Annotated in this window: 22 protein-coding genes; 16 read left to right on the top strand and 6 right to left on the bottom strand. The window is 70.6% G+C overall.

Features of this window, described 5'->3' with window-relative positions; translation table 11 throughout:
- Positions 1-12 precede the first annotated feature (12 nt).
- Together lepA and H976_RS0106215 are read left to right on the top strand one after the other, a co-directional pair.
- A complete protein-coding gene (lepA, locus tag H976_RS0106220; protein ID WP_051276296.1) occupies positions 13-1926 on the top strand; it encodes a translation elongation factor 4 in 1914 nt (637 codons plus the stop codon).
- Positions 1927-1949: 23 nt separating this feature from the next.
- Positions 1950-2855: an aminoglycoside phosphotransferase family protein gene (locus H976_RS0106215; protein WP_027860842.1), complete on the top strand. Its 906-nt coding sequence runs from the start codon at positions 1950-1952 to the stop codon at positions 2853-2855.
- Here the strand turns inward: H976_RS0106215 and H976_RS0106210 are convergent.
- Both H976_RS0106210 and H976_RS30575 read right to left on the bottom strand, forming a co-directional pair.
- The gene (locus H976_RS0106210) at positions 2852-4072 is read right to left on the bottom strand and encodes an RNA polymerase sigma factor (RefSeq protein ID WP_027860841.1); all 1221 of its coding nucleotides are present in this window, start codon (positions 4070-4072) and stop codon (positions 2852-2854) included. The genes H976_RS0106215 and H976_RS0106210 overlap by 4 nt on opposite strands.
- Entirely contained in the window at positions 4069-4416 is a 348-nt protein-coding gene (locus tag H976_RS30575) for a YciI family protein (RefSeq protein ID WP_027860840.1), read from the bottom strand. The genes H976_RS0106210 and H976_RS30575 overlap by 4 nt, the downstream gene beginning before the upstream one ends.
- Before the next feature lie 172 nt (positions 4417-4588).
- On the opposite strand from H976_RS30575, the gene H976_RS30295 reads away from it, so the two are divergent.
- From H976_RS30295 to H976_RS0106175, 5 genes are all read left to right on the top strand, one after another.
- Positions 4589-5374 carry a DUF4328 domain-containing protein gene (locus H976_RS30295; protein WP_027860839.1) on the top strand — a complete coding sequence of 262 codons (786 nt, stop codon included), beginning with the start codon at positions 4589-4591 and terminating at the stop codon, positions 5372-5374.
- Between the two features lie 67 nt (positions 5375-5441).
- Positions 5442-6122 (top strand): DUF4328 domain-containing protein, encoded by a 681-nt coding sequence (locus H976_RS0106195; protein WP_231388806.1) that lies wholly within the window; start codon positions 5442-5444, stop codon positions 6120-6122.
- Between the two features lie 123 nt (positions 6123-6245).
- On the top strand, positions 6246-8951 hold the full coding sequence (locus H976_RS28550) for a phytase (RefSeq protein ID WP_155918008.1): 2706 nt from the start codon (positions 6246-6248) through the stop codon (positions 8949-8951).
- Positions 8952-8983: 32 nt separating this feature from the next.
- Positions 8984-9622, top strand: a complete 639-nt coding sequence (locus tag H976_RS0106180; RefSeq protein WP_027860837.1) for an MOSC domain-containing protein — start codon at positions 8984-8986, stop codon at positions 9620-9622.
- 41 nt (positions 9623-9663) lie between these two features.
- Entirely contained in the window at positions 9664-10641 is a 978-nt protein-coding gene (locus H976_RS0106175; protein ID WP_027860836.1) for a sulfotransferase, read from the top strand.
- Here the strand turns inward: H976_RS0106175 and H976_RS0106170 are convergent.
- Positions 10619-11515, bottom strand: a complete 897-nt coding sequence (locus H976_RS0106170; protein ID WP_027860835.1) for a hypothetical protein — start codon at positions 11513-11515, stop codon at positions 10619-10621. The genes H976_RS0106175 and H976_RS0106170 overlap by 23 nt on opposite strands.
- A 139-nt stretch (positions 11516-11654) precedes the next feature.
- Between H976_RS0106170 and H976_RS0106165 the strand changes: the two genes are divergently transcribed.
- From H976_RS0106165 to H976_RS0106150, 4 genes are all read left to right on the top strand, one after another.
- The gene (locus tag H976_RS0106165; RefSeq protein WP_036224903.1) at positions 11655-13481 is read left to right on the top strand and encodes a long-chain fatty acid--CoA ligase; all 1827 of its coding nucleotides are present in this window, start codon (positions 11655-11657) and stop codon (positions 13479-13481) included.
- A gap of 10 nt (positions 13482-13491) precedes the next feature.
- Positions 13492-14631: a radical SAM family heme chaperone HemW gene (gene hemW / locus H976_RS0106160; RefSeq protein WP_231388805.1), complete on the top strand. Its 1140-nt coding sequence runs from the start codon at positions 13492-13494 to the stop codon at positions 14629-14631.
- Positions 14632-14786: 155 nt separating this feature from the next.
- Positions 14787-14996 carry a hypothetical protein gene (locus H976_RS0106155; RefSeq protein ID WP_027860832.1) on the top strand — a complete coding sequence of 70 codons (210 nt, stop codon included), beginning with the start codon at positions 14787-14789 and terminating at the stop codon, positions 14994-14996.
- Positions 14997-15018: 22 nt separating this feature from the next.
- Entirely contained in the window at positions 15019-15564 is a 546-nt protein-coding gene (locus H976_RS0106150) for a Clp protease N-terminal domain-containing protein (RefSeq protein WP_027860831.1), read from the top strand.
- On the opposite strand, the gene H976_RS0106145 is transcribed toward H976_RS0106150, so the two are convergent.
- Positions 15561-16424: a DUF3097 domain-containing protein gene (locus H976_RS0106145; protein ID WP_027860830.1), complete on the bottom strand. Its 864-nt coding sequence runs from the start codon at positions 16422-16424 to the stop codon at positions 15561-15563. The genes H976_RS0106150 and H976_RS0106145 overlap by 4 nt on opposite strands.
- Before the next feature lie 283 nt (positions 16425-16707).
- Here H976_RS0106145 and H976_RS24820 point away from each other — a divergent pair, with 283 nt between their 5' ends.
- The gene (locus tag H976_RS24820; RefSeq protein WP_196803979.1) at positions 16708-17277 is read left to right on the top strand and encodes a PadR family transcriptional regulator; all 570 of its coding nucleotides are present in this window, start codon (positions 16708-16710) and stop codon (positions 17275-17277) included.
- On the top strand, positions 17277-17645 hold the full coding sequence (locus H976_RS0106135; protein ID WP_036224897.1) for a DUF1707 domain-containing protein: 369 nt from the start codon (positions 17277-17279) through the stop codon (positions 17643-17645). The genes H976_RS24820 and H976_RS0106135 overlap by 1 nt, the downstream gene beginning before the upstream one ends.
- On the opposite strand, the gene H976_RS0106130 is transcribed toward H976_RS0106135, so the two are convergent.
- Entirely contained in the window at positions 17642-18202 is a 561-nt protein-coding gene (locus H976_RS0106130; RefSeq protein WP_027860828.1) for a GNAT family N-acetyltransferase, read from the bottom strand. The genes H976_RS0106135 and H976_RS0106130 overlap by 4 nt on opposite strands.
- The gene (locus H976_RS24815) at positions 18199-18972 is read right to left on the bottom strand and encodes an MBL fold metallo-hydrolase (protein WP_036224894.1); all 774 of its coding nucleotides are present in this window, start codon (positions 18970-18972) and stop codon (positions 18199-18201) included. Before H976_RS24815 ends, H976_RS0106130 begins: the two co-directional genes overlap by 4 nt.
- A 61-nt stretch (positions 18973-19033) precedes the next feature.
- Between H976_RS24815 and H976_RS0106120 the strand changes: the two genes are divergently transcribed.
- The 3 genes from H976_RS0106120 to dnaJ all read left to right on the top strand — a co-directional run bounded on the left by H976_RS0106120 (position 19034) and on the right by dnaJ (position 22694).
- Complete coding sequence (locus tag H976_RS0106120; RefSeq protein WP_196803978.1) at positions 19034-20404, top strand: MFS transporter; 1371 nt, start codon at positions 19034-19036, stop codon at positions 20402-20404.
- A 67-nt stretch (positions 20405-20471) separates the two neighbouring features.
- Positions 20472-21494 (top strand): heat-inducible transcriptional repressor HrcA, encoded by a 1023-nt coding sequence (gene hrcA, locus H976_RS0106115; RefSeq protein WP_027860826.1) that lies wholly within the window; start codon positions 20472-20474, stop codon positions 21492-21494.
- Between the two features lie 36 nt (positions 21495-21530).
- A complete protein-coding gene (gene dnaJ / locus H976_RS0106110; protein ID WP_027860825.1) occupies positions 21531-22694 on the top strand; it encodes a molecular chaperone DnaJ in 1164 nt (387 codons plus the stop codon).
- The last annotated feature ends 2 nt before the right edge of the window (positions 22695-22696 follow it).

The raw sequence follows: 22696 nt of genomic DNA, 5'->3' as shown, positions 1-22696 counted from the left end.
CTGCGTGGGAGGATGGGCGCTCGCCGAATCATCCCCTCTGGAAAGCAGTCCGTGTCCGTAGCAGCAGCCGCGCCCGTCCCCGGCGCGACCGACCCCGCGATCATCCGGAACTTCTGCATCATCGCGCACATCGACCACGGCAAGTCGACGCTGGCCGACCGGATGCTGCAGCTCACCGGCGTGGTCGACGAGCGTGCCGCCCGGGCGCAGTACCTCGACCGGATGGACATCGAGCGTGAGCGCGGCATCACCATCAAGAGCCAGGCCGTGCGGATGCCCTGGACGGTCCAGGAGGACAACGACGCGGCCGCCGAGCCCGGCACCTACGTCCTCAACATGATCGACACCCCGGGTCACGTCGACTTCACCTACGAGGTGTCGCGGTCGCTGGAGGCCTGTGAGGCCGCGGTGCTGCTGGTCGACGCCGCTCAGGGGATCGAGGCCCAGACGCTGGCCAACCTCTACCTCGCCCTCGGCGCCGACCTGCACATCATCCCGGTGCTGAACAAGATCGACCTGCCGAGCGCCCAACCGGAGAAGTACGCCGCCGAGCTGGCGGGCATCATCGGCTGCGACCCCTCCGACGTGCTCCAGGTGTCGGCCAAGACCGGCATGGGCGTCGAGCACCTGCTCAACGAGATCGTGGCGCAGACACCGGGCCCGGTGGGTGATGCCGACGCTCCGCCGCGGGCGCTGATCTTCGACTCGGTCTACGACACCTACCGCGGGGTCGTCACCTACGTCCGCGTGATCGACGGCAAGCTCACCCACCGCGACCGCATCAAGATGATGTCGACCGGTGTCGTCCACGAGATGCTCGAGGTCGGCGTGATCAGCCCCGAGCCGGTCAAGGCCGGCGACCTGGGGGTCGGTGAGGTGGGCTACCTGATCACCGGTGTGAAGGACGTGCGCCAGTCGCGGGTCGGCGACACCGTCACCTCGCAGCACCACGGCGCCACCACACCACTCGGCGGCTACAAGCACCCGAACCCGATGGTGTACTCCGGCCTCTACCCGATCGACGGAGACGACTACCCGACCCTCCGCGACGCGCTCGAGAGGCTGCAGCTCAACGACGCGGCGCTGGCCTACGAGCCGGAGACCTCGGGCGCCCTGGGCTTCGGCTTCCGCTGCGGGTTCCTCGGCCTGCTGCACATGGAGATCGTGCGTGAGCGGCTCGAGCGCGAGTTCGGCCTCGAGCTGATCTCGACCGCACCGAACGTGGTCTACAAGGTGGTGATGGAGGACGGCTCCGAGCAGGAGGTCACCAACCCCAGCGAGTACCCCAACGCCGGCAAGATCGCCGAGGTGCGCGAGCCCGTCGTCAAGGCGACGATCCTCAGCCCCAGCGACTACATCGGCGTGATCATGGAGCTCTGCCAGTCCAAGCGCGGCCAGCTCGAGGGGATGGACTACATCTCCGCCGACCGCGTGGAGATGCGCTACACGCTGCCGATGGGCGAGATCGTCTTCGACTTCTTCGACCAGCTGAAGTCCAGGACCAAGGGGTACGCCTCACTCGACTACGAACCCACCGGTGAGCAGGCCGCCGACCTGGTCAAGGTCGACATCCTGCTGCAGGGCGAGACGGTCGACGCCTTCAGCGCGATCGTGCACCGCGATGCGGCGTACTCCTACGGCGTGATGCTGGCCGGCAAGCTGCGCGAGCTCATCCCCAGGCAGCAGTTCGAGGTGCCGATCCAGGCCGCCATCGGCGCCCGGGTGATCGCACGGGAGACCATCCGGGCGATCCGCAAGGACGTGCTCGCGAAGTGCTACGGCGGTGACATCACCCGCAAGCGCAAGCTGCTGGAGAAGCAGAAGGAGGGCAAGAAGCGGATGAAGATGGTCGGCCGCGTCGAGGTCCCCCAGGAGGCGTTCATCGCCGCGCTGTCCACCAGCGGTCCCGGGGAGAAGAAGAAGTAGCCGAGGACGGATCGGGGACGCGGATGCGGTTGCCGGACGGTGTCCTCGGCATGGCTCGCCGGGGCGGTGCCTGGGCCGACTGGGTCGACGCCCTGCCCGGCCTGGTCGACGGCCTGCTGGAGGAGTGGCAGCTGACGACCGACGGCTGGATGATGCACGGCTTCGTGGCCCTCGTCGTCCCCGTGCGTACGACGTCGAACCGGCCGGCCGTGCTCAAGGTGTCCTTCCCGGACGACGAGTCCGAGCACGAGCACCTCGCGCTGCAGCACTGGCACGGGAACGGCGCCGTACAGCTGCTGAAGGCCGACCCGCACCGCTCGGCGATGTTGCTCGAGCGGCTGCACCCGGAGCGGCTCACCGAGCTGTGGGACCTCGAGGCGTGCGAGGTCGTGGCCGGGCTCTACGCGCAGCTGCACGTGCCAGCCATCCCGCAGCTGCGCACTCTGACGGCGTACGTCGACCGATGGGCCGACGAGCTGGCGGGACTGCCGCGCAGCGCACCGTTGCCGCCCCGGTTGGTCGAGCAGGCGGTGTCCCTGTCGCGGGACTTCGTCACCGATCCCGCCAGCACCGGCACCATGATCCACGGAGACCTGCACTACGAGAACGTGATGGCCGGCGACCGGCAGCCCTGGCTGGCCATCGACCCGAAGCCGATGAGCGGCGACCCGCACTACGAGCTGGCGCCGATGCTGTGGAACCGGTTCGAGGAGCTCGCGGGCGACGTGCGCAACGGGGTCCGGGCCCGCTTCCACGCCCTCGTCGACCACGCCGGGCTCGATGAGCACCGGGCGCGCGACTGGGTCGTCGTACGGATGATGGACAACGCCTGCTGGCGCCTGCAGGACGAGCCCGGCACCGAGCGGATCACGCCGGACGAGGAGTACCTCACGACGTGCATCGCGATCGCGAAGGCCGTTCAGGACTAGCCCCGAGGCAGCGCGTCTCGTCGCCCGAGCAGGAAGGACCTCTCCTCCTCGCTGCCGGCCAGCTCGATCGCGCGGTCGTAGGCGGCGCTCGCCTCGTCGTACCTCCTCAGGCGGCGGAGCAGGTCGGCCCGGGTCGCGTGCCAGGCGTGGTACGACGTGAGCTCGAGCGGCTCGACGAGGCCAAGCGCCACGTCGGGGCCGTCCACCTCCGCCACGGCCACCGCCCGGTTGAGCGCGACCACCGGACTCGGCGAGAGGACGAGCAGCTGGTCGAAGAGCGCGACCACCTGCCGCCAGTCGGTCATGGAGGCGTCGAGGGCGTCGGTGTGCACCGCGTTGATCGCTGCCTGCACCTGGTAGGGGCCGGGCCGGTTCAGGGCCAGGCAGGCCCGCACCAGCCGGTGCCCCTCGTCGATCATCGCCGCGTCCCACAGCGTGCGGTCCTGCTCGTCGAGCGGCACCAGCGTGCCGTCGCTGACCCGTGCCCGTGACCGCGACTCGATGAGCAGCATCAGGGCCAGCAGGCCGTCGACTTCTGGCAGTCGACCGAGCGACGGGGTGCCCGTCACCATCTCGCGCAGCTGGCGGGCCAAGCGGATGGCCTCGGCGGTCAGCTCACTGCGCTGCGCCTGGCCCGAGCTGCCCAGGTAGCCCTCGTTGAAGATCAGGTACAGCACCGCGAGCACGGCACCGAGCCGAGCGGGGAGGTCCTCGGCGCTCGGGATCCGGTAGGGGATGCCGGTGACCTTGATCTTGTGCTTCGAGCGGGTGATCCGCTGGGCCATCGTCGTCTCGGGCACGAGGAAGGCAGCAGCGATCTCGGCGACGGTGAGGCCACCGAGCAGCCGAAGGGTCAGTGCCACCCGGTTCTCGGGTGCCAGCGCGGGGTGGCAGCAGGTGAAGACCAGCCGGAGCCGGTCGTCCTCCACCGGTCCGGTGGGTTCGGGTGGGGTGTCAGCTGTGAGCATGACCGCCTCGGCGTACTTGTCCTGACGCCGCTTCTCGCGACGGATGCGGTCGAGCGCCTTGTGGGCGGCGACCGTGGTGAGCCAGCCGCCCGGGTTGGGCGGCACTCCTTCGGTGGGCCAGCGCTCGGCGGCGACCAGCAGGGCCTCGCCGGTGGCGTCCTCGGCCAGGTCGAGGTCGCCGAAGCGGCGGGCCAGGCCGGCCACCACCCGTCCGTGCTCGGCCCGGAAGACCGACGCGAGGTCGGTCACTCGGACTGGAAGGGCCGGACCTCGACCGGTTGCCGGCAGGCCGCCGAGCCGCGGCGGGCGATCTCGAGGGCGGCGTCGAGGTCGGGCGCCTCGACGACCCAGAACCCGCCGAGCTGCTCCTTGGTCTCGGCGAACGGGCCGTCGGTGACGACCGGCTCGGCTCGGGTGGCGTCGACCACGGTGGCGTCGCTCGGCTCGGTCAGGCCGCCGCCGAAGACCCAGCTGCCGTCGGCGATGATCTCCCGGTTGAAGGCGTCGGTGTCGGCGAAGGCCTGGTGCATGTCCTCGTCGCTGGCGTACGGCGTGCCCTCGGCGTGGTGGACGGCGAGTAGGTACTGCGTCATGGCGGTGCTCCTTGTCGTGAGTGTCGGGGCCGGCGTACCGCCCCATCATGTCGGCTCCTCCACGAACGAGCTCCCCTCGATACGACAGCCAACGGGCACCAGTTGTCGGCTGGACCGGGAATTCACAGGATTCGACGTCGAAAAATCGGCATTTCGCTCATAATTCCGAGCCATGAGCACTCCTGGCCTCCAGCCCCAGACCGCCGGCTGGTATCCGGACCCCGCCGGGTCAGGCGGGCAGCGCTGGCACGACGGACAGGGCTGGACCGGCCAGGTCAGCATGGGCATCACGAAGGCCCCGCTCGGCCCCGGGTTCGCCCGGCTGGGCGACTGGCTGGGGCGACTCCTCGGCGTGTGGGGAGTCCTCTACCTCGTGCTGGCGGCCGTACCGACCTGGCTGTGGCTGAACCCGCCGCACCTCGACCTGCCCACCCAGCCGACGCAGGCCGCCGCACCGGCGACGCCCGCTTCGGGGCAGCTCGACGGTGCGCCGGCGGCGATGTGGGTGGCCCTGGCAATCTGCGGGCTCTCGTTGCTGACCGGGGTGCTCTGGTTGATCTGGCAGTACCAGCTCGCCGAGGCCGCACCCGTCGCGTTGCGGCGCTCGCCGGGCAGCCACGTCTGGTGGTGGTTCGTGCCGTTCGCCAACTGGTGGATCCCGCGGAGCAACATCGGCAACCTGTGGCATGCCTACGGACACCAGCGTCGCGGTGAGGTGGCGGATCCCACGCCGGTCGTGTTCTCGCTGTGGTGGACGCTGTGGCTGGCACCGCTCCTGCTGGAACCGTTCTTCGTCCTCGGCCTGCTTCGGGCCTCCGGCGTCGACGAGGCGGTGCGCTCGGTCTTCCTGTACTGGGCGGCCAGCCTGGTGGCCGGCGGGCTCGCCGCGTTCGCGGCCCGGGTCGTGGTGCGCGAGCTCAGCTGGAGGGCGCTCGTCTTCTGGTCCCAAGTGGTGTGACGCGGGTGGTCTAGGGGGGATCGCGGCGTAACGGGCATACGAGATGGATTGTCCGCATAATCCCAGTGTGAGCACTTCCACGACGCAGCCGCACGCCCCGGGCTGGTATCCCGATCCGGCGGGCGGCACTGGCATGCGGTGGTGGGACGGCCAGGGGTGGACCGGCCGGCGGGCGATCGCCTCCACCGGCGCCGCGCTGCCACCCCTGGGTCCGCAGTTCGCGCGGCTCGGCGACCTGCTGGGGCGGCTGCTGCTGGCCAACGTTGCCCTGAGCCTGGGCACCGTGCTCGTCGAGCGCGTGGTGCACCGCGAGGTCGTCTTCCAGGCGCTGGCGGTGGCGGCCATCGTCCTGCTGCTGGTGACCGGCGCGGCCTGGTGCGCGTGGCAGTGGCGGATGGCGGTCTCGGCCCCCGACCGCCTGCGTCGCGAGCCGCACCTGCACATCGGGGCGTGGTTCATCCCCCTCGCCAACCTGTGGCTGCCCATCCAGAACATGAACGAGCTCTGGCACGCCTACGAGCCGCACGACGCGCGCGGCCGCGGGAGCAGCATCAACCTCGTCGTGCCCTGGTGGACCTGCTGGCTCGTCTCGGCCGTGGGCGGGGCGCTGGGCCTGCGCACGCTGCTGCAGGGTGAGGTCCCGGACAGCTACCTCGGCATCGCCTGGGGCCTCGCTGCCGTCCTCGCCTGGTTCGTCGTACGCCGTCTCAGCTGGCGCGCGCTGCTCTACCACGCCGAACTGGGCTGACGCTCTTCCGGTTCGGGTGGATCAGACCGGTTGCACTGATCCGTACCGAATTCGTGGACAACCGTTGCCACCCACGCCGGCCCGACATACGTTCCCGGCACGTCCAGAACGGGGGACCTGACGTTGTCGCTTGCCCGCAGGCGCCGCCTCGCCGGAGCCGTCGCCATCGCCACGATGGCGGCCTTTCTCGGCGTCCTGGCCATGGCCCCGACCTCCAGCGCCGCCGGGGCGCCCGTCCAGGTGCCGTCCACCGGCGAGACCGCCCCGGTGTTCCACTCCGGCGACGCGATGGACGACCCGTCGATCTGGGTCAACCCCACCGACTCCTCCCGCTCGCTGGTGATGGGCAACGACAAGGGCGGTGGCTTCGAGACCTATGACCTGGCGGGCAACCTGGTGCAGCGGCTGGCCTTCGGCACCGGTTTCTGGGGCAACAACGACGTGCGCCAGGGCGTCACCATCAACGGGATCACCCACGATCTCATCGGTGCCGTCCAGGGCAGCGGCATCCGGTTCTACAGCCCGGACCCCGAGACCCGACTGCTCAGCGCGGTCACCGAGGGTGCGGCCCCGATCGGGCCCAACGGCGAGGGCTTCTGCATGTACGTGAGCCCGACCAGCCACAAGGTCTACGGCATCGACGTGAGCATCCAGGGTGTCGTCAAGCAGATCGAGCTGACCGACACCGACGCCGACGGGCTGCTGGAGGCCACCGTCGTGCGCACCTTCTCGGTGGGGTCGGAGGCCGAGGGCTGCGTCGCCGACGACACGACCGGCGCGCTCTACATCAGCGAGGAGAACACCGCGCTGTGGCGCTACTCCGCGGAGCCCGACGGCGGCACGGCCCGTACGGCGGTCGACGTGCTCACCTCGGCCGGGGGACACCTGATCAACGACATCGAGGGCGTCACGCTCGTCGACCAGCCCGACGGCAAGGGCTTCGTCATCGTCTCGGCCCAGGGCAGCAGCGACCCCACCACGTCCTACTTCGGGGTCTACCGCCGCGAGGGCACCAACGACTTCGTGAAGACCGTGCGGATCTCCGACGGGACCAGCTCCGACGACTGCGACCACACCGACGGTGTCACCGCGACGACGGCGAACCTCGGGCCGGCGTACCCGCGGGGCATGTTCGTCTGCCAGGACAACAACAACGACGCCCCGGGCGCGGTCGGCCACCAGGACCTGAAGATGGTGCCGCTGGAGAACGTCGTGAACCTCGACGGCGGTGAGGAGCCCCCACCGCCACCGCCACCACCACCGCCGACGTCCATCAGCTGGGTCGGGCAGGCCACCCGCAACGCCAACGCGACCTCGTTCTCGGTGCAGGTGCCCTCGACGGTGAAGGCCGACGACACCCTGCTGCTGTTCGCCTCGGCAGGCAGTGACCGAGCCTTGACCGGTCCTGGGTCCGGCTGGGTCCAGGCCGGGCGGACGGTCGACGGCAGCCACTCGACGACGGTGTGGCGCCGGCGAGCCGTCCTCGGTGACGCCGGCTCCGCCGTGCAGGTGACGTCGGGGACGACCTTCACCAAGGTGGGGCTGACGCTCGCCGCCTACCGCGGTGTCGACCCGGCCAACCCGATCGTATCGATCAACGGGCTCGGCGAGCCCGCCACGACCGCGTCGCACACCACCCCGGTGGTGCCCAACTCGACGACCAGCGCGTGGCGCGTCTCGTACTGGTCCGACAAGTCCGGGGCGACCTCGAGCTGGACGGCGCCCGCTGGTGAGACGGTGCGCGCCACCACCTTCGGCTCGGGCGGCGGTCGGGTCGCGACGCTGCTCAGCGACCTCCCGTCGGGCCTGACGGCAGGATCCCCGGCAACCACCGGCGGCCTGACCGCGGTGGCCAGCTCCAGCAACAGCACGGCGACGATGTGGACGGTGCTGCTTCGGCCGGTCGACACCACGCCGCCGGCGAACCAACCACCGACAGCGGTCATCAAGCGCACCTGCAGCGGGCTGTCCTGCACCTTCGACGCCAGCGACTCCACCGATCCCGACGACGGCATCGACTCGTGGGTGTGGGACTTCGGTGACGGGGAGACCAGCACCAGCCCGGTCGTGGACCACACCTACGCGCAGGCCGACACCTACACGGCCACGCTCACGGTGACCGACGACAGCGACGCCACCGACGTCGACACCGAGACGTTCGCGGTGTCGACGGCGCCGCCACCGCCGCCGCCGATCACCTTCGTCGGGCAGGCCACCAGCAACCTCAACGCCACGGCCTTCACCGTCCAGGTGCCGGCCTCGGTCCACGCCGGCGACGCGTTGCTGCTGTTCGCCTCCCAGGGAGGCACGACTGCGCTGACCGGACCCGGAGCGGGCTGGGTCCAGATCGGTCGGGTGAGCGACGGCGAGATCACCACCATCTGGCGCAAGGTGGCGACGGCTGCCGACGCGGGATCGACGGTCCGGCTGGCCAGCGGGTCGACGTACACCAAGGTGGCGACGACCCTGGTGGCCTACCGCGGGACCGACGCCACCAATCCGGTGGCATCGGTCACGGGCGCGGGCGAGCCCGGGAGCACCGCCAGCCACGTGTCCCCGTCGGTGGCCAACGGCACCGGCGGTGCCTGGCGCGTGTCCTACTGGTCGGACAAGAACAGCGCGACCTCGACCTGGACGCCCCCCGGCGGGGAGACCTCGCGGGCGACGACCGTCGGCAGCGGTGGTGGCCGGGTGAGCAGCCTGCTCACCGACTCGGCCGCGCCGCTGACAGCCGGGGCGCCCGCCAGCACCGGCGGGCTCACCGCGCAGGCCAACGCCACCTCCAGCACGGCGACGATGTGGACGGTGCTGCTCAAGCCGGGTTCCTGATATCTGCTGGACCGGCCTGAGATGATCCCTCCATGCCCCAGGTGATCTCCGTGAACGTCGGTACGCCGCGCGAGGCGGACTGGGCCGGCATCGGTCGCACTGCCATCGAGAAGCACCCCGTCGCGGGAGTCGTCCCCGTGACGCGCACCGGCGTGGTGGGCGACCAGGTCGGGGACACCAAGTACCACGGTGGCATCGACCAGGCCGTCTACGCGTTCGCCCGCGAGGACCTCGACTGGTGGGAGGGCGAGCTGGGGCGGAGCATCCGCAACGGCCAGTTCGCCGAGAACCTCACCACCCTCGGCATCGACGTCAACGAGGCCGAGGTCGGGGAGCAGTGGCGGGTCGGCACCACGCTCCTGGAGGTCGCGATGGTGCGCATCCCCTGCAACGACTTCAAGAACTGGCAGCGGCTCAACGGCTACGACGACCGCGCCTGGGTGAAGCGCTTCGCTGCGCGGGGTCGTCCCGGCCCCTACCTGCGGGTGCTCGAGGAGGGCGAGGTCCAGGCTGGCGACGAGCTCGTCGTCGTGCACCGACCCGGCCACGGCGTCACCGTCTCGACGATGTTCCGTGCGCTGACCACCGAGCGCTCGTTGCTGCCGGAGCTCGCGCAGGTGGAGAACCTGGCCGCCGTCGCACGTCAGCAGCTGGACGCGTTCGTGGGCTGAACCAGTTTCGCCAATCAGCAGTAACTCGATAGACTTCTGGCATGAGTCGACGCCCTCCCGACTTCTTCCTGGTCGGGGCTCCGAAGGCGGGCACGAGTGCGCTGCACTCCGCGCTCGCCGCTCACCCCCACCTGTTCCTGAGCCGGGTCAAGGAGCCGAAGTACTACATGTGCGGCGACTCTCCGCCGCCGGCGTACAAGGGCCCGGGCGACGCCCACAGCAACCAGGAGTGGATCTGGCAGCGCGGTCGCTACCTCGCGCTGTTCGACGAGGCGCCCGAGGGCACCCTGCGTGGTGAGAGCACGCCGTTCTACCTCTACAACAGGGACGCCCGGCGCCGGATCGCCGTCGACAACCCCGACGCCAAGCTGATCGCCGTGCTGCGCGACCCGGTCGACCGGGCCTACTCCAACTGGATGCACCTGTGGATGGACGGGCTCGAGCCGCGCGCCGACATCGTCGAGGCGGTGGCGCACGAGCAGAAGCGCATCGACGCCGGGTGGGCGCCGTTCTGGCACTACCGGGGGCTGGGCATGTACGGCCGCCAGGTCAAGGACCTGTTCGACCACTTCCCCCGCGAGCAGGTGCTGCTGCTCCGCTACAAGACCCTGGTCGACGAGCCGGACCAGGCACTGAACCGGGTGTGCGACTTCCTCGGCGTGGAGGGGCAGGAGCTCGAGAGCATCCCCTCGGACAACTCGCGGCCCTTCGTCCGCGACGGGGTGCGGGTGCGGGCGCTGGGTCCCGTGATCCGCGCCGGCGCCGCCGCCGGACAGTTCCTGCCGCCGAAGGTGTGGCGCAAGGTCAGCAAGCCGCTGATCAGTCAGCTGCACAAGGGCGGCGACCCCTCGCGCCCCAGGTTGACCCCCGAGCAGCGAGAAACGCTGCTGGCGCCGCACCTCGAGGACATCGCGCTGCTCGAGGAGCTGACGGGGGAGTCGTTCGAGCAGTGGAAGACCTACCGCGAGGGGAGCTCCTTCGTGAGCCGACGCACCCTCAGGAGCGAGTCAGCGTCGTGACCAGGTCGTGCGCGCCGTCGGGGCGGGCCAGCTCGAAGTAGAAGCGGGTCGAGCCGTCCGGCTGGGGCACGGCGCTGGCATAGCGGAGGGCCCCGTCGGAGTCGGGGGAGCGCAGGACCGGTGCATCAGGGTCGGCGTGCAGCACGCCGGTCGCGTCGGCCCGCGCGATCGAGGTGGTCTCGTGCCAGTTGTCCTCGGCGGTCGGGCGTCCGTCGTACAGCACCACCAGCGGGTCGTGGGACAGCACCGTGGTCACCCGGGCGCCGCGCGCGTCCCAGGTGCCGGGCGTCGGCTCCAGGACGGTGCCGTGACGAGTCCACGCCAGGCCGTCGGTGCTGGTGAGGTACGACGTGGTCATCCGGTCCTCGTGGCCTGGCTCGGTCAGCGGGTGCTCGCACAGCCACATCTCCCACAGGCCGTCGCGCACCGTGATCACCGGGTCCTTCACTGCGACCTGCTCGTCACCGGGGAGTACGACGGTGCGGGTGCCCTCGGGGAGGTCCTCGGGCCGGTCGGCGTCGAGGGCCTCGATCCACCAGTGCTTGGAGTCGGGTGTCGCGCACGAGAGATAGAGACGCCAGCCGCCGTCGGGGCGCCGCAGCACCACGGGACGCTCGAAGGACTCGGCACCGAAGTCGTCGCGGAAGACCTCGCAGACCGGCTCGAAGTGGATCCCGTCCTCGGCCCGCACCACCACCGTGGCGACCCCGCGCCCGTCGGGCAGCGGGCGGCGTACGCGGTAGGCGAGGTAGGTCACGCCGTCGACCAGGACCGCCGACGCGGCGCCGGCCCAGTTGCCCGGACCCTCACCTGGCGCTGGTACGACGACGCGCGGCTCGTCCAGCGTGGGCAGCGGGGTCTCGAGCAGTTCCATGGCTTTAGTCTACTGAATGACTCGGGTTTTCGCTGCGGACGGCGCGTGCCCACGCTTGACCAGTGATCTAGGTTACTGCCAAGTCACCGCACTCCCAGGCCCTCCTCCGGGGCCGGTCCGAGCCCACCTTGGAGCACGCATGTCGCCCGTGAACACCGACACCTCCTTCATCGAGAACCGCGCGCCCAACGTCGCGGTGCAGTTCCGGGACCGGGTGCACACCAGCCCCAGCCGCACGGCGTACAGCTACCCGACGGTCGATGGCGAGCCGTGGACGACGATGACCTGGAAGGAGACCGGGGACCGGGTCGAGAAGCTGGCTGCCGGCCTGCTCGCACTGGGCCTGGAGTCCGAGCAGCGGGTCGGCATCGCGTCCGGCACCCGGGTCGAGTGGATCCTGGCCGACCTGGCCGTGATGTGCGCCGGCGGTGCGACCACCACGGTGTACCCCTCGACCATGTCCGAGGACGTCGCCTACATCGTGGCCGACTCCGAGTGCCGGGTCGTCTTCGCCGAGGACGAGAGCCAGGTGACCAAGCTCCGCGAGCACAGGTCCGAGCTCCCGCACCTCGACAAGGTGGTGCTGTTCGACGGGGCTGCTGACGGTGACTGGGTGATCACCCTCGAGGACCTGAGCACGCTCGGGGAGAAGCACCTCGCCGAGAAGGCCGACGCGGTGACGCAGGCCATCGACGCGATCCAGCCCGACCAGCTGGCCACCCTGATCTACACCTCCGGCACGACCGGCAAGCCCAAGGGCGTGCGGCTGCGCCACTCGTCGTGGACCTACGAGGGCGCGGCCATCCAGGCCCAGCAGATCCTCACCGAGGACGACGTCCAGTTCCTGTGGCTGCCGATGGCGCACTCGTTCGGCAAGGTGCTGCTCTCCACGCAGCTCGCGTGCGGCTTCGCGACCGCCGTCGACGGCCGCGTCGACAAGATCATCGACAACCTGGCCGTCGTGAAGCCGACCTTCATGGGGGCTGCTCCGCGGATCTTCGAGAAGGCGCACGCGCGCATCGTCACCATGCAGGCCAGCGAGGGTGGTGCGAAGGAGAAGATCTTCAACGCCGCCTTCTCGGTCGGCAAGAAGGTCGACGCGCTGAAGCGCGAGGGCAAGTCCGTGCCGCTCCCGCTGAAGCTGCAGCACGCCCTGTTCGACCGGCTGGTGTTCTCCAAGATCCGGGAGCGCTTCGGCGGACGCGTGCGGTTCTTCATCTCCGGCGCAGCCGCGCTCAACCGCGACATCGCCGAGTGGTTCCATGCCGCGGGCATCCTGATCCTCGAGGGGTACGGCCTGACGGAGTCCTCGGCCGGCTCGTTCGTCAACCACCCCGAGAGCTACAAGTTCGGCACCGTCGGCCCGGTCTTCCCGGGCAGCCGGGTGCGCCTCGGCGAGGGTGACGAGATCCAGATCGCCGGACCGGGCGTGATGGACGGCTACCACAACCTGCCCGACGAGACCGCCAAGACGCTGACCGAGGACGGCTGGCTGCGCAGCGGTGACAAGGGGGCGATCGACTCCGAGGGCTTCCTGACCATCACCGGCCGCATCAAGGAGCTGTTCAAGACCTCGGGCGGCAAGTACATCGCCCCGCCCGCGATCGAGGCCAAGTTCAAGGCTGTCTGCCCCTACGCCAGCCAGTTCATGGTGTTCGGCAACGAGCGCAACTACTGCGTCGCCCTGGTCACCCTCGACCCGGACGCCGTGGCCGACTGGGCCAAGGAGAACGGCGTCTCCGGCGACTACTCCGCGATCGTGGCCGACGCGAAGACGCGCCAGATGGTGCAGGGCTACGTCGACGAGCTGAACAACCAGCTCAACCGCTGGGAGACGATCAAGAAGTTCGAGCTCCTCGACCATGACCTCTCCGTCGAGTCCGGCGAGCTGACCCCGTCGATGAAGGTGAAGCGCAACGTGGTCGAGGACAACTACGGCGGCCTCATCGACAAGATGTACGCCTGATACTGGTCTGGTGCCTGCAGCTCCCTCCGGCGTCCCGTTCGGCTTCTACGTGCACGTGCCGTTCTGCGCGGTGCGGTGCGGCTACTGCGACTTCAACACCTACACGGCGACCGAGCTGGGCGGGGGCGGTTCGCAGGCGGCGTACGCCGGACACGCGGTCGCCGAGGTTGCGATGGCAGCGAGCGTGCTTGGTCCGGACCTGCCGTCGGTCGAGACCGTCTTCTTCGGCGGCGGCACGCCGACGCTGCTCGTCGCCGACGACCTGAACCGGATCCTGGCCGCGATCGACACCGAGCTCGGCCTCGCCCCCGGAGCCGAGGTGACGACCGAGGCCAACCCCGACAGCGTCACGCCGGAGAGCCTGGCCGCCCTGCGTGCGGGCGGTTTCAACCGCATCTCGTTCGGGATGCAGTCGGCGGTGCCCCACGTGCTGCAGGTGCTCGAGCGGACCCACGACCCGGCGCGGGTGGCCCAGGCGGTGGGCTGGGCCCGCGAGGCCGGCTTCGCCCAGGTGAGCCTCGACCTGATCTACGGCACGCCGGGGGAGAGCCTCAGCGACTGGCAGGCGTCGGTCGATGCCGCCCTGGCCTGCGAGCCGGACCACGTCTCGGCGTACTCCTTGATCGTCGAGGACGGCACCCGGCTCGCCCGCCAGGTGCGCACCGGAGTGATCCCCGCGCCCGACGACGACGACCTCGCCGACAAGTACGTCCTGGCCGACGACGCCTTCTCGGCGGCCGGGTTGGAGTGGTACGAGGTGTCCAACTGGGCCCGCGACGAGCAGGCGCGGTGCGGGCACAACGAGCTCTACTGGACGAGCGCGAGCTGGTGGGGCATCGGCCCCGGCGCGCACTCGCACGTCGCGGGGGAGCGGTGGTGGAACGTCAAGCACCCCAGCGCGTACGCCGCCCGCATCACCGCCGGTGAGTCGCCGGCCCAGGACGGCGAGGTGCTCGACGAGCAGACCCGCGCGATGGAGCGGGTGCTGCTCGAGATCCGCCTGCGCGACGGACTGCCGCTGTCGCTGGTCTCCGCCGCCCTGGTCGATGGGATCGTCTCCCGGGGCCTCGCCGAGCGCGAGGGCGACCGGCTCGTGCTCACCCGCCGGGGTCGGCTGCTCGGGGACGCGGTGGTGCGCGAGCTGGTGTGAGGTGGGGAGCGGTTTCCCCGGGCGCCCGGGGAAACTGCCACCGGTCGGCCGGAACTTCACCCCTCCGGGTACAGAGTTGCCCGTCCGCCCTGGTCGATTCGTCCCCCGCGTCAACTGATGTTGACAAAGGCGAACCGTCAACCTACATTGACACCATGACCACCGAGTCGGATCTCGCCACGGCTGCCAGTGCCTCGGACCCCCGGGTCGGGCTGCGCGCGGTGCGGGCCCTGCGTCGGTTGCTCGAGGAGCTCGAGCGCACGCAGGTACGACGGGCCAGGGCGCAGGGGTGGTCGTGGGCCGAGATCGGGGACGCGCTCGAGGTCAGCCGGCAGGCCGTGCACAAGAAGCACGGCAAGGACTGAGTGGAGAGGCAGGGGAGTGGCGATGCTGGAGAGGTTCACCAAGCGGGCGCGTGAGGTGGTCGAGCGGGCGCAGTCGATCGCGATGGAGTCGCGGGCGAGCCAGGTCCGTCCCGAGCACCTGTTCGCCGCGATCCTGTGGGACGACCAGTGCCTCGCCGTACGCGTCCTCGTCGCGCAGGGCGGCACGACCGACCGCCTGCACGCCGAGCTCGACCGTCGGCGGGCGCGCTACGTCGACGGGCTCGACGAGGAGGACGCCGCCGCCCTTGCCAGCATCGGCATCGACCTCGAGGAGGTCGTCCGCCGTCTGGGCGACGAGCCCCTGCAGCGCAAGCGGTCGCGGTTCACGCGCGTCTCCCGACGCTTCTCGCGCCCGGCCAAGAAGGTGCTCGAGCTCTCCCTGCGTGAGGCCGTCTCGCTGCGTCACAACTACATCGGCACCGAGCACCTCCTGCTCGGGCTGGTGCGCCAGGGTGACGTCATCGTGCGCGACACCCTGGTCGCAGCAGGCGTGGACACCAGCACCTTGCGCGAAGGAGTTCAGGAAGCGCTGCGCCAGGCCGGTTAGCGAGCGCCTTCCTGCGTCACGAAGTCGATCAGCTCCTCGACCCTGCCGAGCAGCGCCGGGTCGAGGTCCTGGAAGCCGCGGACGCCGCCCAGGATGTGTTTCCACGCGCGGGCGATGTCGGCCTGGTCGCGGTGCGGCCAGCCCCACTGCTGGCAGACGCCGTGCTTCCACTCGACGTCGCACGGGACCTTCGGCCACTCCTTCTTGCCCAGCCGCTCGGGCCGTACCGCCGCCCAGATGTCGATGAACGGGTGGCCGACGATCAGCACGTGCTTGCCGATCGGTGACTTCGCGACCGACTGGGCGATCCGGCTCTCCTTCGAGCCCGGCACCAGGTGGTCCACGAGTACGCCGACCCGCCGCTCAGGCCCGGGCTGGAAGTCGCGCAGCTTCTCGCCGAGGTCGTCGACGCCGTCGAGGTACTCGACCACCACACCCTCGATGCGCAGGTCGTCGCCCCACACCTTCTCGACCAGCTCCGCATCGTGCCGGCCCTCGACCAGGATCCGACTGGCCCGGGCGACCCGTGCCTTGACTCCCTGCACGGCCACCGAGCCCGAGGCGGTCCGCGTCGGCGCGGCGGGACCCGCACGGGTCGGCGCGACCAGCACGACCGGACGCCCCTCGAGCAGGAAGCCGGGCCCGAGCGGGAAGGTGCGCCGCTTGCGCCGGCGGTCCTCGAGGATGACCGTGCCGAGGTCACGCTCGACGCGCACGATCTCGCCGCACCAGTCGGTGGTCACCTCCTCGACGACCAGCCCGAGGTCGGCGTCGATCTCGGTGGCGCGGCCGTTCTTCGGCTGCCGCCAGTCGGTGGCGAGGACGTCACTGCCGTAGCGATCGTGTGGGGGAAGGGACACCCCGCCAACGCTAGGCAACCGCCCGGCTGAGCGTCCCGACGGCGCGCCAGAGATGTTGGCACTTGCGTGAGCGACCATCGCGATATATCGTCAACATATCGAGACAGTGTCGTGAGGTTCCGTGAACAGTCCGGACCCCGGCACCGCAGGAAAGGAGATCTCGATCATGAGACACCCAATGTGGACTGAAGATGCAGAACCGAACCGCCGCCAGCGCGGCGGGCGTGGAGGCCGTGGACGCCACGGCCATGGCGGCCCCTGGGGTGGACCCTGGGGTGGTCCGATGGGCGGTCCGCCGCCCTGGGTCGGCCAGATGTTCGGCCCCGACTTCGTCGGTGGACCGGGCGGACGCGGCGGACGGCGGCCACGGGTACGACGGGGCGACGTACGCTCCGCGATCCTGGACGTGCTGTCCACCACCGAGGAGCCGATCAACGGCTACCAGGTGATCCAGCAGATCGCCGACCGCACGGACGGTGTCTGGAAGCCGAGCCCCGGCTCGGTCTACCCGACCATCGCCCAGCTCCAGGACGAAGGACTCGTCGAGGACGCCCCGACCGGCCGCAAGGCCATCCAGCTCACCGCTGAGGGTCGGGCCTACGTCGAGGCCAACCCCGACGAGCTCGCCGCCGTCTGGGCGCCGTTCGCCGAGCAGGTGGACGACGACGAGGCGGTCAACTTCAAGCAGGTGATCGGGCAGACGGTCGGCGCCATCGTCCAGGTGGCCACCACCGGCACCCCCGACCAGCGACAGAAGGCCATCGAGATCCTCGGCGACACCCGCCGGCGTCTCTACGGCCTGCTGGCCGAGGGCCCGGACACCACCGAGGACGAGTCACTCGAGGAGGAGTGATGGACCAGCTGCGCATCAGTGACGCCGACCGCGAGGCGGCGGTGAACCAGCTCAGTGAGCAGTACGCCGTCGGCCGACTCACGCGCGACGAGTTCGACGAGCGCAGCGACGCGGTGTGGTCGGCGAAGACCCAGGGCGATCTCGCCCCGATCTTCGCCGACCTCCCGGTCGGGTCCCCTCGACCACGCCCGCTGCCGGCGGGGGCGCCTCACCGCCCCCGCTGGTGGCCGGTGCCGCTTGCCCCGGTGGTGGCCGCACTCGTCGTCCTGACGGTGCTGACCCATCTGCCGTTCGTGCTCCTGCTGGTGCTCGGCTTCTGCTGGTTCGGTCGCCGGCACCATCACGCCGGCTGGGCGACGCGGCGCTAGCCCCGAGCAGCCCAACGCTGTCGCGACAACCGGTGCAGCACGGCCGACCGAAGCGGGTCGCCGACGGGCTTGTGCTCCTGCTCGAAGTCATCGGCCGGGTCTCGCGTCATCCCCAGTCGTCGCATCACCGCCTGCGAACGCACGTTGCTCGCTGTCGTGATCGAGACGACCTCGTCGAGCTCCAGCACGCCGAAGGCGAAGTCGAGCGCCGCGTGCGCTGCTTCGGTGGCGTACCCGTGTCCCCAGGCCTCGCGAGCGAGGCGCCAGCCCACCTCGACCGAGGGGTTGAACGGCGCCTCAAACGTCTGCAGGGCGAGCCCGGTGAAGCCCACGAAGGCACTGGTCGCGCGCACCTCGACGGCCCACAGCCCGTAGTCGTCGTTCTCGAGGTGTTCCTCGATCCGAGCCGCGAAGGCATCGCTCTCCGCGCGCGAGAGCGGGTCCCGGATGTGCCCCATCACCTCCGGATCCGCGTTCAGCTCGGCGAACGGTGCGAGGTCTGACTCCCGCCACCGACGGAGCAGAAGGCGCTCCGTGGTCAGCGCTGGCGCGCTCATGCGAGCGGAAGTCGCTTCTCGGACCTCGGCAGCTGCTCGTACCCGCGGCGTACGGCGTCCGCCAGGTGCTCCTTCGGGTACGGCCACTCGGTCGTTCCCAGCGCCTGGTCGACCGGCACTCCGCGTGCCGCGAGGTCGCGGATCGTCTGGGCCACCACCCCGATGGCGGAGCGCTGGTCCTGCACGAAGTCGCGTCCGACCGGCGCGCCGTGCCCGGGCACGACGACCGTGTCCGGCCCGACGAGCTCGAGCACGAGGTCGAGCGACCAGGGCCACTCGAGCGGATAGCTGTCGTCGCCGTACGACGGCATCCCGGACTCCTCGACCAGGTCGCCGGCCAGCAGCACGTCCGCGTCCCCCAGTCGTACGACGAGGTCGCCGCCGGTGTGGCCGCGGCCGGGATGCACCAGCTCGACCGCACGGTCGCCGAGGTCGACGGCCGTGACCGAGGAGAAGGTGGTGTCGGCCGGGACCGAGGCCCTCATGTGGGCGGCCGCGGTCTCGTGGGCGATCACCGGGACGGCACGTTCCTCGACGAACGCCTCGTTGCCGAAAGTGTGGTCGAAGTGCTCGTGGGTGTTCACCACCGCGACCAGGGGCCGCGACGACAGCCGCCGCAGGTCGGCGAGCACCGCGCGTCCCTCGTCGAGCGAGGCGCGGGTGTCCACGACCAGCAGGCCGGCCTCGCCCTCGACGAGGGTGACGTTCACGTCGTACGCCTCGTAGCGGGCCACCCACACGCGGTCCGCGATCTCTCCGAACGGCTGCACCGCTCCACCCTAGGGACGTGGCGGATACGTGCTGTCGGTGGCACCGGGCACAGTGCCCGTCGTGACCTCTCGAGACCGCGGGATCGTGCTCGGCGTCATGTGCGTCGGCTACTTCCTCGTGCTCCTGGACGTGACGATCGTCAACGTCGCCCTGCCCTCGATCGACCGGGACCTCGACCCGGGGGTGTCGGGGCTCCAGTGGGTGGTGGACGGCTACGCCCTGCCGCTGGCGGCGCTGTTGCTCGCCGGTGGCACGACCGGCGATCGTCGTGGCCACAAGCAGGTGGCGCTGCTCGGCCTGGCCGTGTTCGGTGTCGGCTCGCTGGCCTGCGGGCTCGCACCCGGCACTGTGGCGCTCGTTGCCTCGCGCGCCGTCCAGGGAGTCGGCGCGGCCATGCTTCTGCCGACGACCCTGGCGGTCATCGGGCGCGCGTTCCCGGGTCGAGCCGAGCAGGCCCGTGCCATCGGCATCTGGGCGGCCGTCGGCAGCGCTGCCTTGCCGGCCGGCCCGTTGGTGGGCGGGGCGTTGGTGGAGTGGCTGGACTGGCGCGCAGTGTTCCTGGTCAACGTGCCCATCGTCATCGTGGCTGGCGTCGTGGCCCACCGAACGGTCGTCGAGAGCCGCGACCGCTCGACCCGGCCCCTCGACGTCCCTGGGGTGCTGTCCGGCGCCGGCTTCCTGGCGGCGTCGACCGCGGCTGTGATCGGGTCCGAGCGCGGTGGACTCAGCCCGCTCGTCACCGCGATGGCGGCGCTCTCCCTCGGACTCCTGGTCTGCTTCGTCCTCGTCGAGGGCCGCGCGGCCGATCCAGTCCTCCCGCTCGGGCTGCTGCGTCGCCCGGCCTTCACCGTCGCCAACGCCACGGCCGGGGTGATGAACTTCGGCACGCTCGGGCTGCTGTTCCTGCTGACGCAGTACCTCCAGTCGGTGCAGGGACGCCCTCCGCTCCAGTCGGGCGTCGCGCTGCTGCCGCTGTTCCTGCCGCTGACCCTGGTGGCGCCGTACGCCGGTCGCGTGGTCGCTCGCGTCGGACCCCGAGGTCCGGTGGTCGCGGGGCTGATCACGGCCGCGGTCGGCGTCTCCCTGTTCGGGGGACTGGGCAGCGACTCGTCGTACGCCAGGCTGCTCCCGGTACTGGTGCTCTGGGGTGTCGGCCTGGCAGTCCTCACCCCGGCGATCGTCGCGGCCGCGCTGGCTGCCGTCCCGGGCGATGCCGTGGGGCTGGCGTCGGGCGTCAACAACACCGCGCGTCAGGCCGGCGGGGTGCTGGGGATCGCGCTGTACGGCGTGGTGGCCGGAAGCCCCGACCAGGTTCACGAGTTCGTCCGAGGACTCGGTCGGACCGGTCTCGGCACCGCGGTGCTGTTCCTGCTGGTGGCCGGGCTCTGCCTGAGCTTCGTGCCGAGGCAGGTCTCGCCACCCGACTCCTAGTATCCTTGGCACTCTGGACAAGGGAGTGCCAAGAGGCCGGTGGGCCACGACGACGCGAGGAGGCGACATGCAGGAGGACCGCAGGCTCGCCGTGCTCCGGGCGATCGTGGAGGACTACGTCTCCACCCGCGAACCGGTCGGCAGCAAGGCCCTCGTCGAGCGGCACCGCCTCGGGGTCTCCCCGGCGACCGTGCGCAACGACATGGCAGCACTCGAGGAGGAGGGGCTGATCGCCCAGCCGCACACCAGCGCCGGCCGCATCCCCACCGACAAGGGCTATCGCTTCTTCGTCGACCGGCTGACCCAGGTCAAGCCGATGTCGGCCGCCGAGCGCCGCGCCATCGCCACCTTCCTCGAGGGTGCCCACGACCTCGACGACGTGATCGGTCGGTCGGTGCGCGTGCTGGCGCAGCTGACCCAGCAGGTCGCGATCGTGCAGTACCCCACCCTCGCCCGCTCCACCGTGCGCCACATCGAGCTCGTGGCGCTGAGCCCCGAGCGGCTGCTGGTGGTGCTCATCCTGTCCACCGGGCGCGTCGAGCAGCGGGTCGTCGAGATGGCCGGCGAGCTGGCGGCCGACACGCTCGCCGACCTGCGGGCCCGCATCCTCACCGCCGTGGTCGGTCAGCGGATCACCGACGCCGCCGCCGCGCTCGGTCAGCTGACCGAGCAGGTGGCCCACGACGACCGGACCCAGATGGCGGTGATCGCCGCGGCGCTGGTCGAGGCGATGTCCAACGAGCGCAACGACGAGCGCGTGGTCGTCGGTGGCACCGCCAACCTGGCCCGGTTCGGCGACGGGTTCGACCAGTCGATCAAGCCGATGCTCGAGGCGCTCGAGGAGCACGTCGTACTCCTCAAGCTGCTCGGTGAGGCGACCTCGCCCGACTCCCTGACCGTCCGCATCGGACACGAAGGGCCCTACCAGGAGCTCGCGACGACCTCCGTGATCGCCACCGGCTACGGCCCCGGCGAGGAGGCTGTGGGGTCCCTTGGCATCGTGGGTCCCACCCGCATGGACTACCCGGGCTCGATGGCCGCGGTCCGCGCGGTCGCCCGCTACGTCTCCACCATCCTCGACCAAGCCTGATTCCAACCACGTTCAGCGCAGGAGCAAAGACCACCAGTGAGCCAGGACCCCTACGAGATCCTCGGTGTCTCCCGGGACGCCGATGCCGACGAGATCAAGAAGGCCTACCGCCGCCTTGCCCGTCAGCTGCACCCCGACGTCAACCCCGATCCCGAGACCCAGGAGCGGTTCAAGGAGGTCTCGGCCGCCTACGAGGTGCTCTCGGACCCCGAGAAGCGCCGCATGTACGACCTCGGCGGCGACCCGTTCGGTCGTTCAGGCGCCGGCCAGGGCGCGGGCTTCTCCTTCACCGACATCATGGACGCCTTCTTCGGCGGCACCGGCGCGGCCGGGCAGGGCCGGGGTCCGCGTCCCCGCACCCGCCGCGGCCAGGACGCGCTCGTCCGACTCGAGGTCGAGCTCGCCGAGGCCGCCTTCGGCGTCACCCGCGAGCTCAAGGTCGACACCGCCGTGCTGTGCACGGTCTGCCACGGCAGCGGCGCGGCCGAGGGATCGCACCCGATCACCTGCGAGACCTGCCACGGACGTGGCGAGGTGCAGCACGTGCAGCGCTCGTTCCTCGGCGAGATCCGCACGCTGCGCCCGTGCAACGCCTGCCGCGGCTACGGCGAGATCATCCCCGAGCCCTGCCGGGAGTGCTCCGGCGACGGCCGGGTGCGCTCGCGCCGCTCGATCACGGTGAAGATCCCGCCGGGTGTCGACACCGGCACCCGCGTCCAGCTCGCCCACGAGGGCGAGGTCGGGCCCGGGGGTGGACCGGCCGGTGACCTCTACGTCGAGATCCACGTCGCACCCCACCCCGTGTTCACCCGCGATGGCACCGACCTGCGCTGCCACATCACGGTGCCGATGACGGCGGCCGCGCTCGGTACGACGATCAAGCTGCCCCTGCTCGAGGCCGACGTGGCCGAGGCAGAGTCCGACATGGAGCTGTGGATCGACGTCGAGGTCAAGCCCGGGACGCAGTCCGGCATGGAGCAGACCCTCCGCGGTCGCGGCGTACCCCACCTCCGCTCGCAGGTCCGTGGCGACATCGTCGTCACCATCGACGTCGAGACCCCGGGCCGGCTCGACGACCGGCAGGAAGAGCTGCTCCGCGAGCTGGCTGCGCTGCGCAACGAGGAGTCGCCGGACGGCCACATCCAGAACCCGCACAAGTCGGTGTTCGGTCGGCTGCGCGACGCGTTCAACCCGCGCTGACC

Origin of the sequence: Marmoricola sp. URHB0036, from assembly GCF_000426045.1 — a bacterium.
Taxonomy (GTDB): domain Bacteria; phylum Actinomycetota; class Actinomycetes; order Propionibacteriales; family Nocardioidaceae; genus Marmoricola.
Note: the sequence above shows the minus strand (reverse complement) of the source record. Positions and strands in the feature narration are given on the sequence as shown.

What these genes read in the sequence shown, in the direction of transcription:
- H976_RS0106180 (WP_027860837.1), top strand. Translation starts at nt 8,984, where the DNA reads ATGCCCCAGGTGATCTCCGTGAACGTCGGTACGCCGCGCGAGGCGGAC.
- H976_RS0106215 (WP_027860842.1), top strand. Translation starts at nt 1,950, where the DNA reads ATGCGGTTGCCGGACGGTGTCCTCGGCATGGCTCGCCGGGGCGGTGCC.
- H976_RS0106130 (WP_027860828.1), bottom strand. Translation starts at nt 18,202, where the DNA reads ATGAGCGCGCCAGCGCTGACCACGGAGCGCCTTCTGCTCCGTCGGTGG.
- H976_RS0106165 (WP_036224903.1), top strand. Translation starts at nt 11,655, where the DNA reads ATGTCGCCCGTGAACACCGACACCTCCTTCATCGAGAACCGCGCGCCC.
- H976_RS30295 (WP_027860839.1), top strand. Translation starts at nt 4,589, where the DNA reads ATGAGCACTCCTGGCCTCCAGCCCCAGACCGCCGGCTGGTATCCGGAC.
- H976_RS0106170 (WP_027860835.1), bottom strand. Translation starts at nt 11,515, where the DNA reads ATGGAACTGCTCGAGACCCCGCTGCCCACGCTGGACGAGCCGCGCGTC.
- hrcA (WP_027860826.1), top strand. Translation starts at nt 20,472, where the DNA reads ATGCAGGAGGACCGCAGGCTCGCCGTGCTCCGGGCGATCGTGGAGGAC.
- H976_RS30575 (WP_027860840.1), bottom strand. Translation starts at nt 4,416, where the DNA reads ATGACGCAGTACCTACTCGCCGTCCACCACGCCGAGGGCACGCCGTAC.
- H976_RS24820 (WP_196803979.1), top strand. Translation starts at nt 16,708, where the DNA reads ATGGGCGGTCCGCCGCCCTGGGTCGGCCAGATGTTCGGCCCCGACTTC.
- lepA (WP_051276296.1), top strand. Translation starts at nt 13, where the DNA reads ATGGGCGCTCGCCGAATCATCCCCTCTGGAAAGCAGTCCGTGTCCGTA.
- H976_RS0106175 (WP_027860836.1), top strand. Translation starts at nt 9,664, where the DNA reads ATGAGTCGACGCCCTCCCGACTTCTTCCTGGTCGGGGCTCCGAAGGCG.
- H976_RS0106135 (WP_036224897.1), top strand. Translation starts at nt 17,277, where the DNA reads ATGGACCAGCTGCGCATCAGTGACGCCGACCGCGAGGCGGCGGTGAAC.
- H976_RS0106155 (WP_027860832.1), top strand. Translation starts at nt 14,787, where the DNA reads ATGACCACCGAGTCGGATCTCGCCACGGCTGCCAGTGCCTCGGACCCC.
- H976_RS0106150 (WP_027860831.1), top strand. Translation starts at nt 15,019, where the DNA reads ATGCTGGAGAGGTTCACCAAGCGGGCGCGTGAGGTGGTCGAGCGGGCG.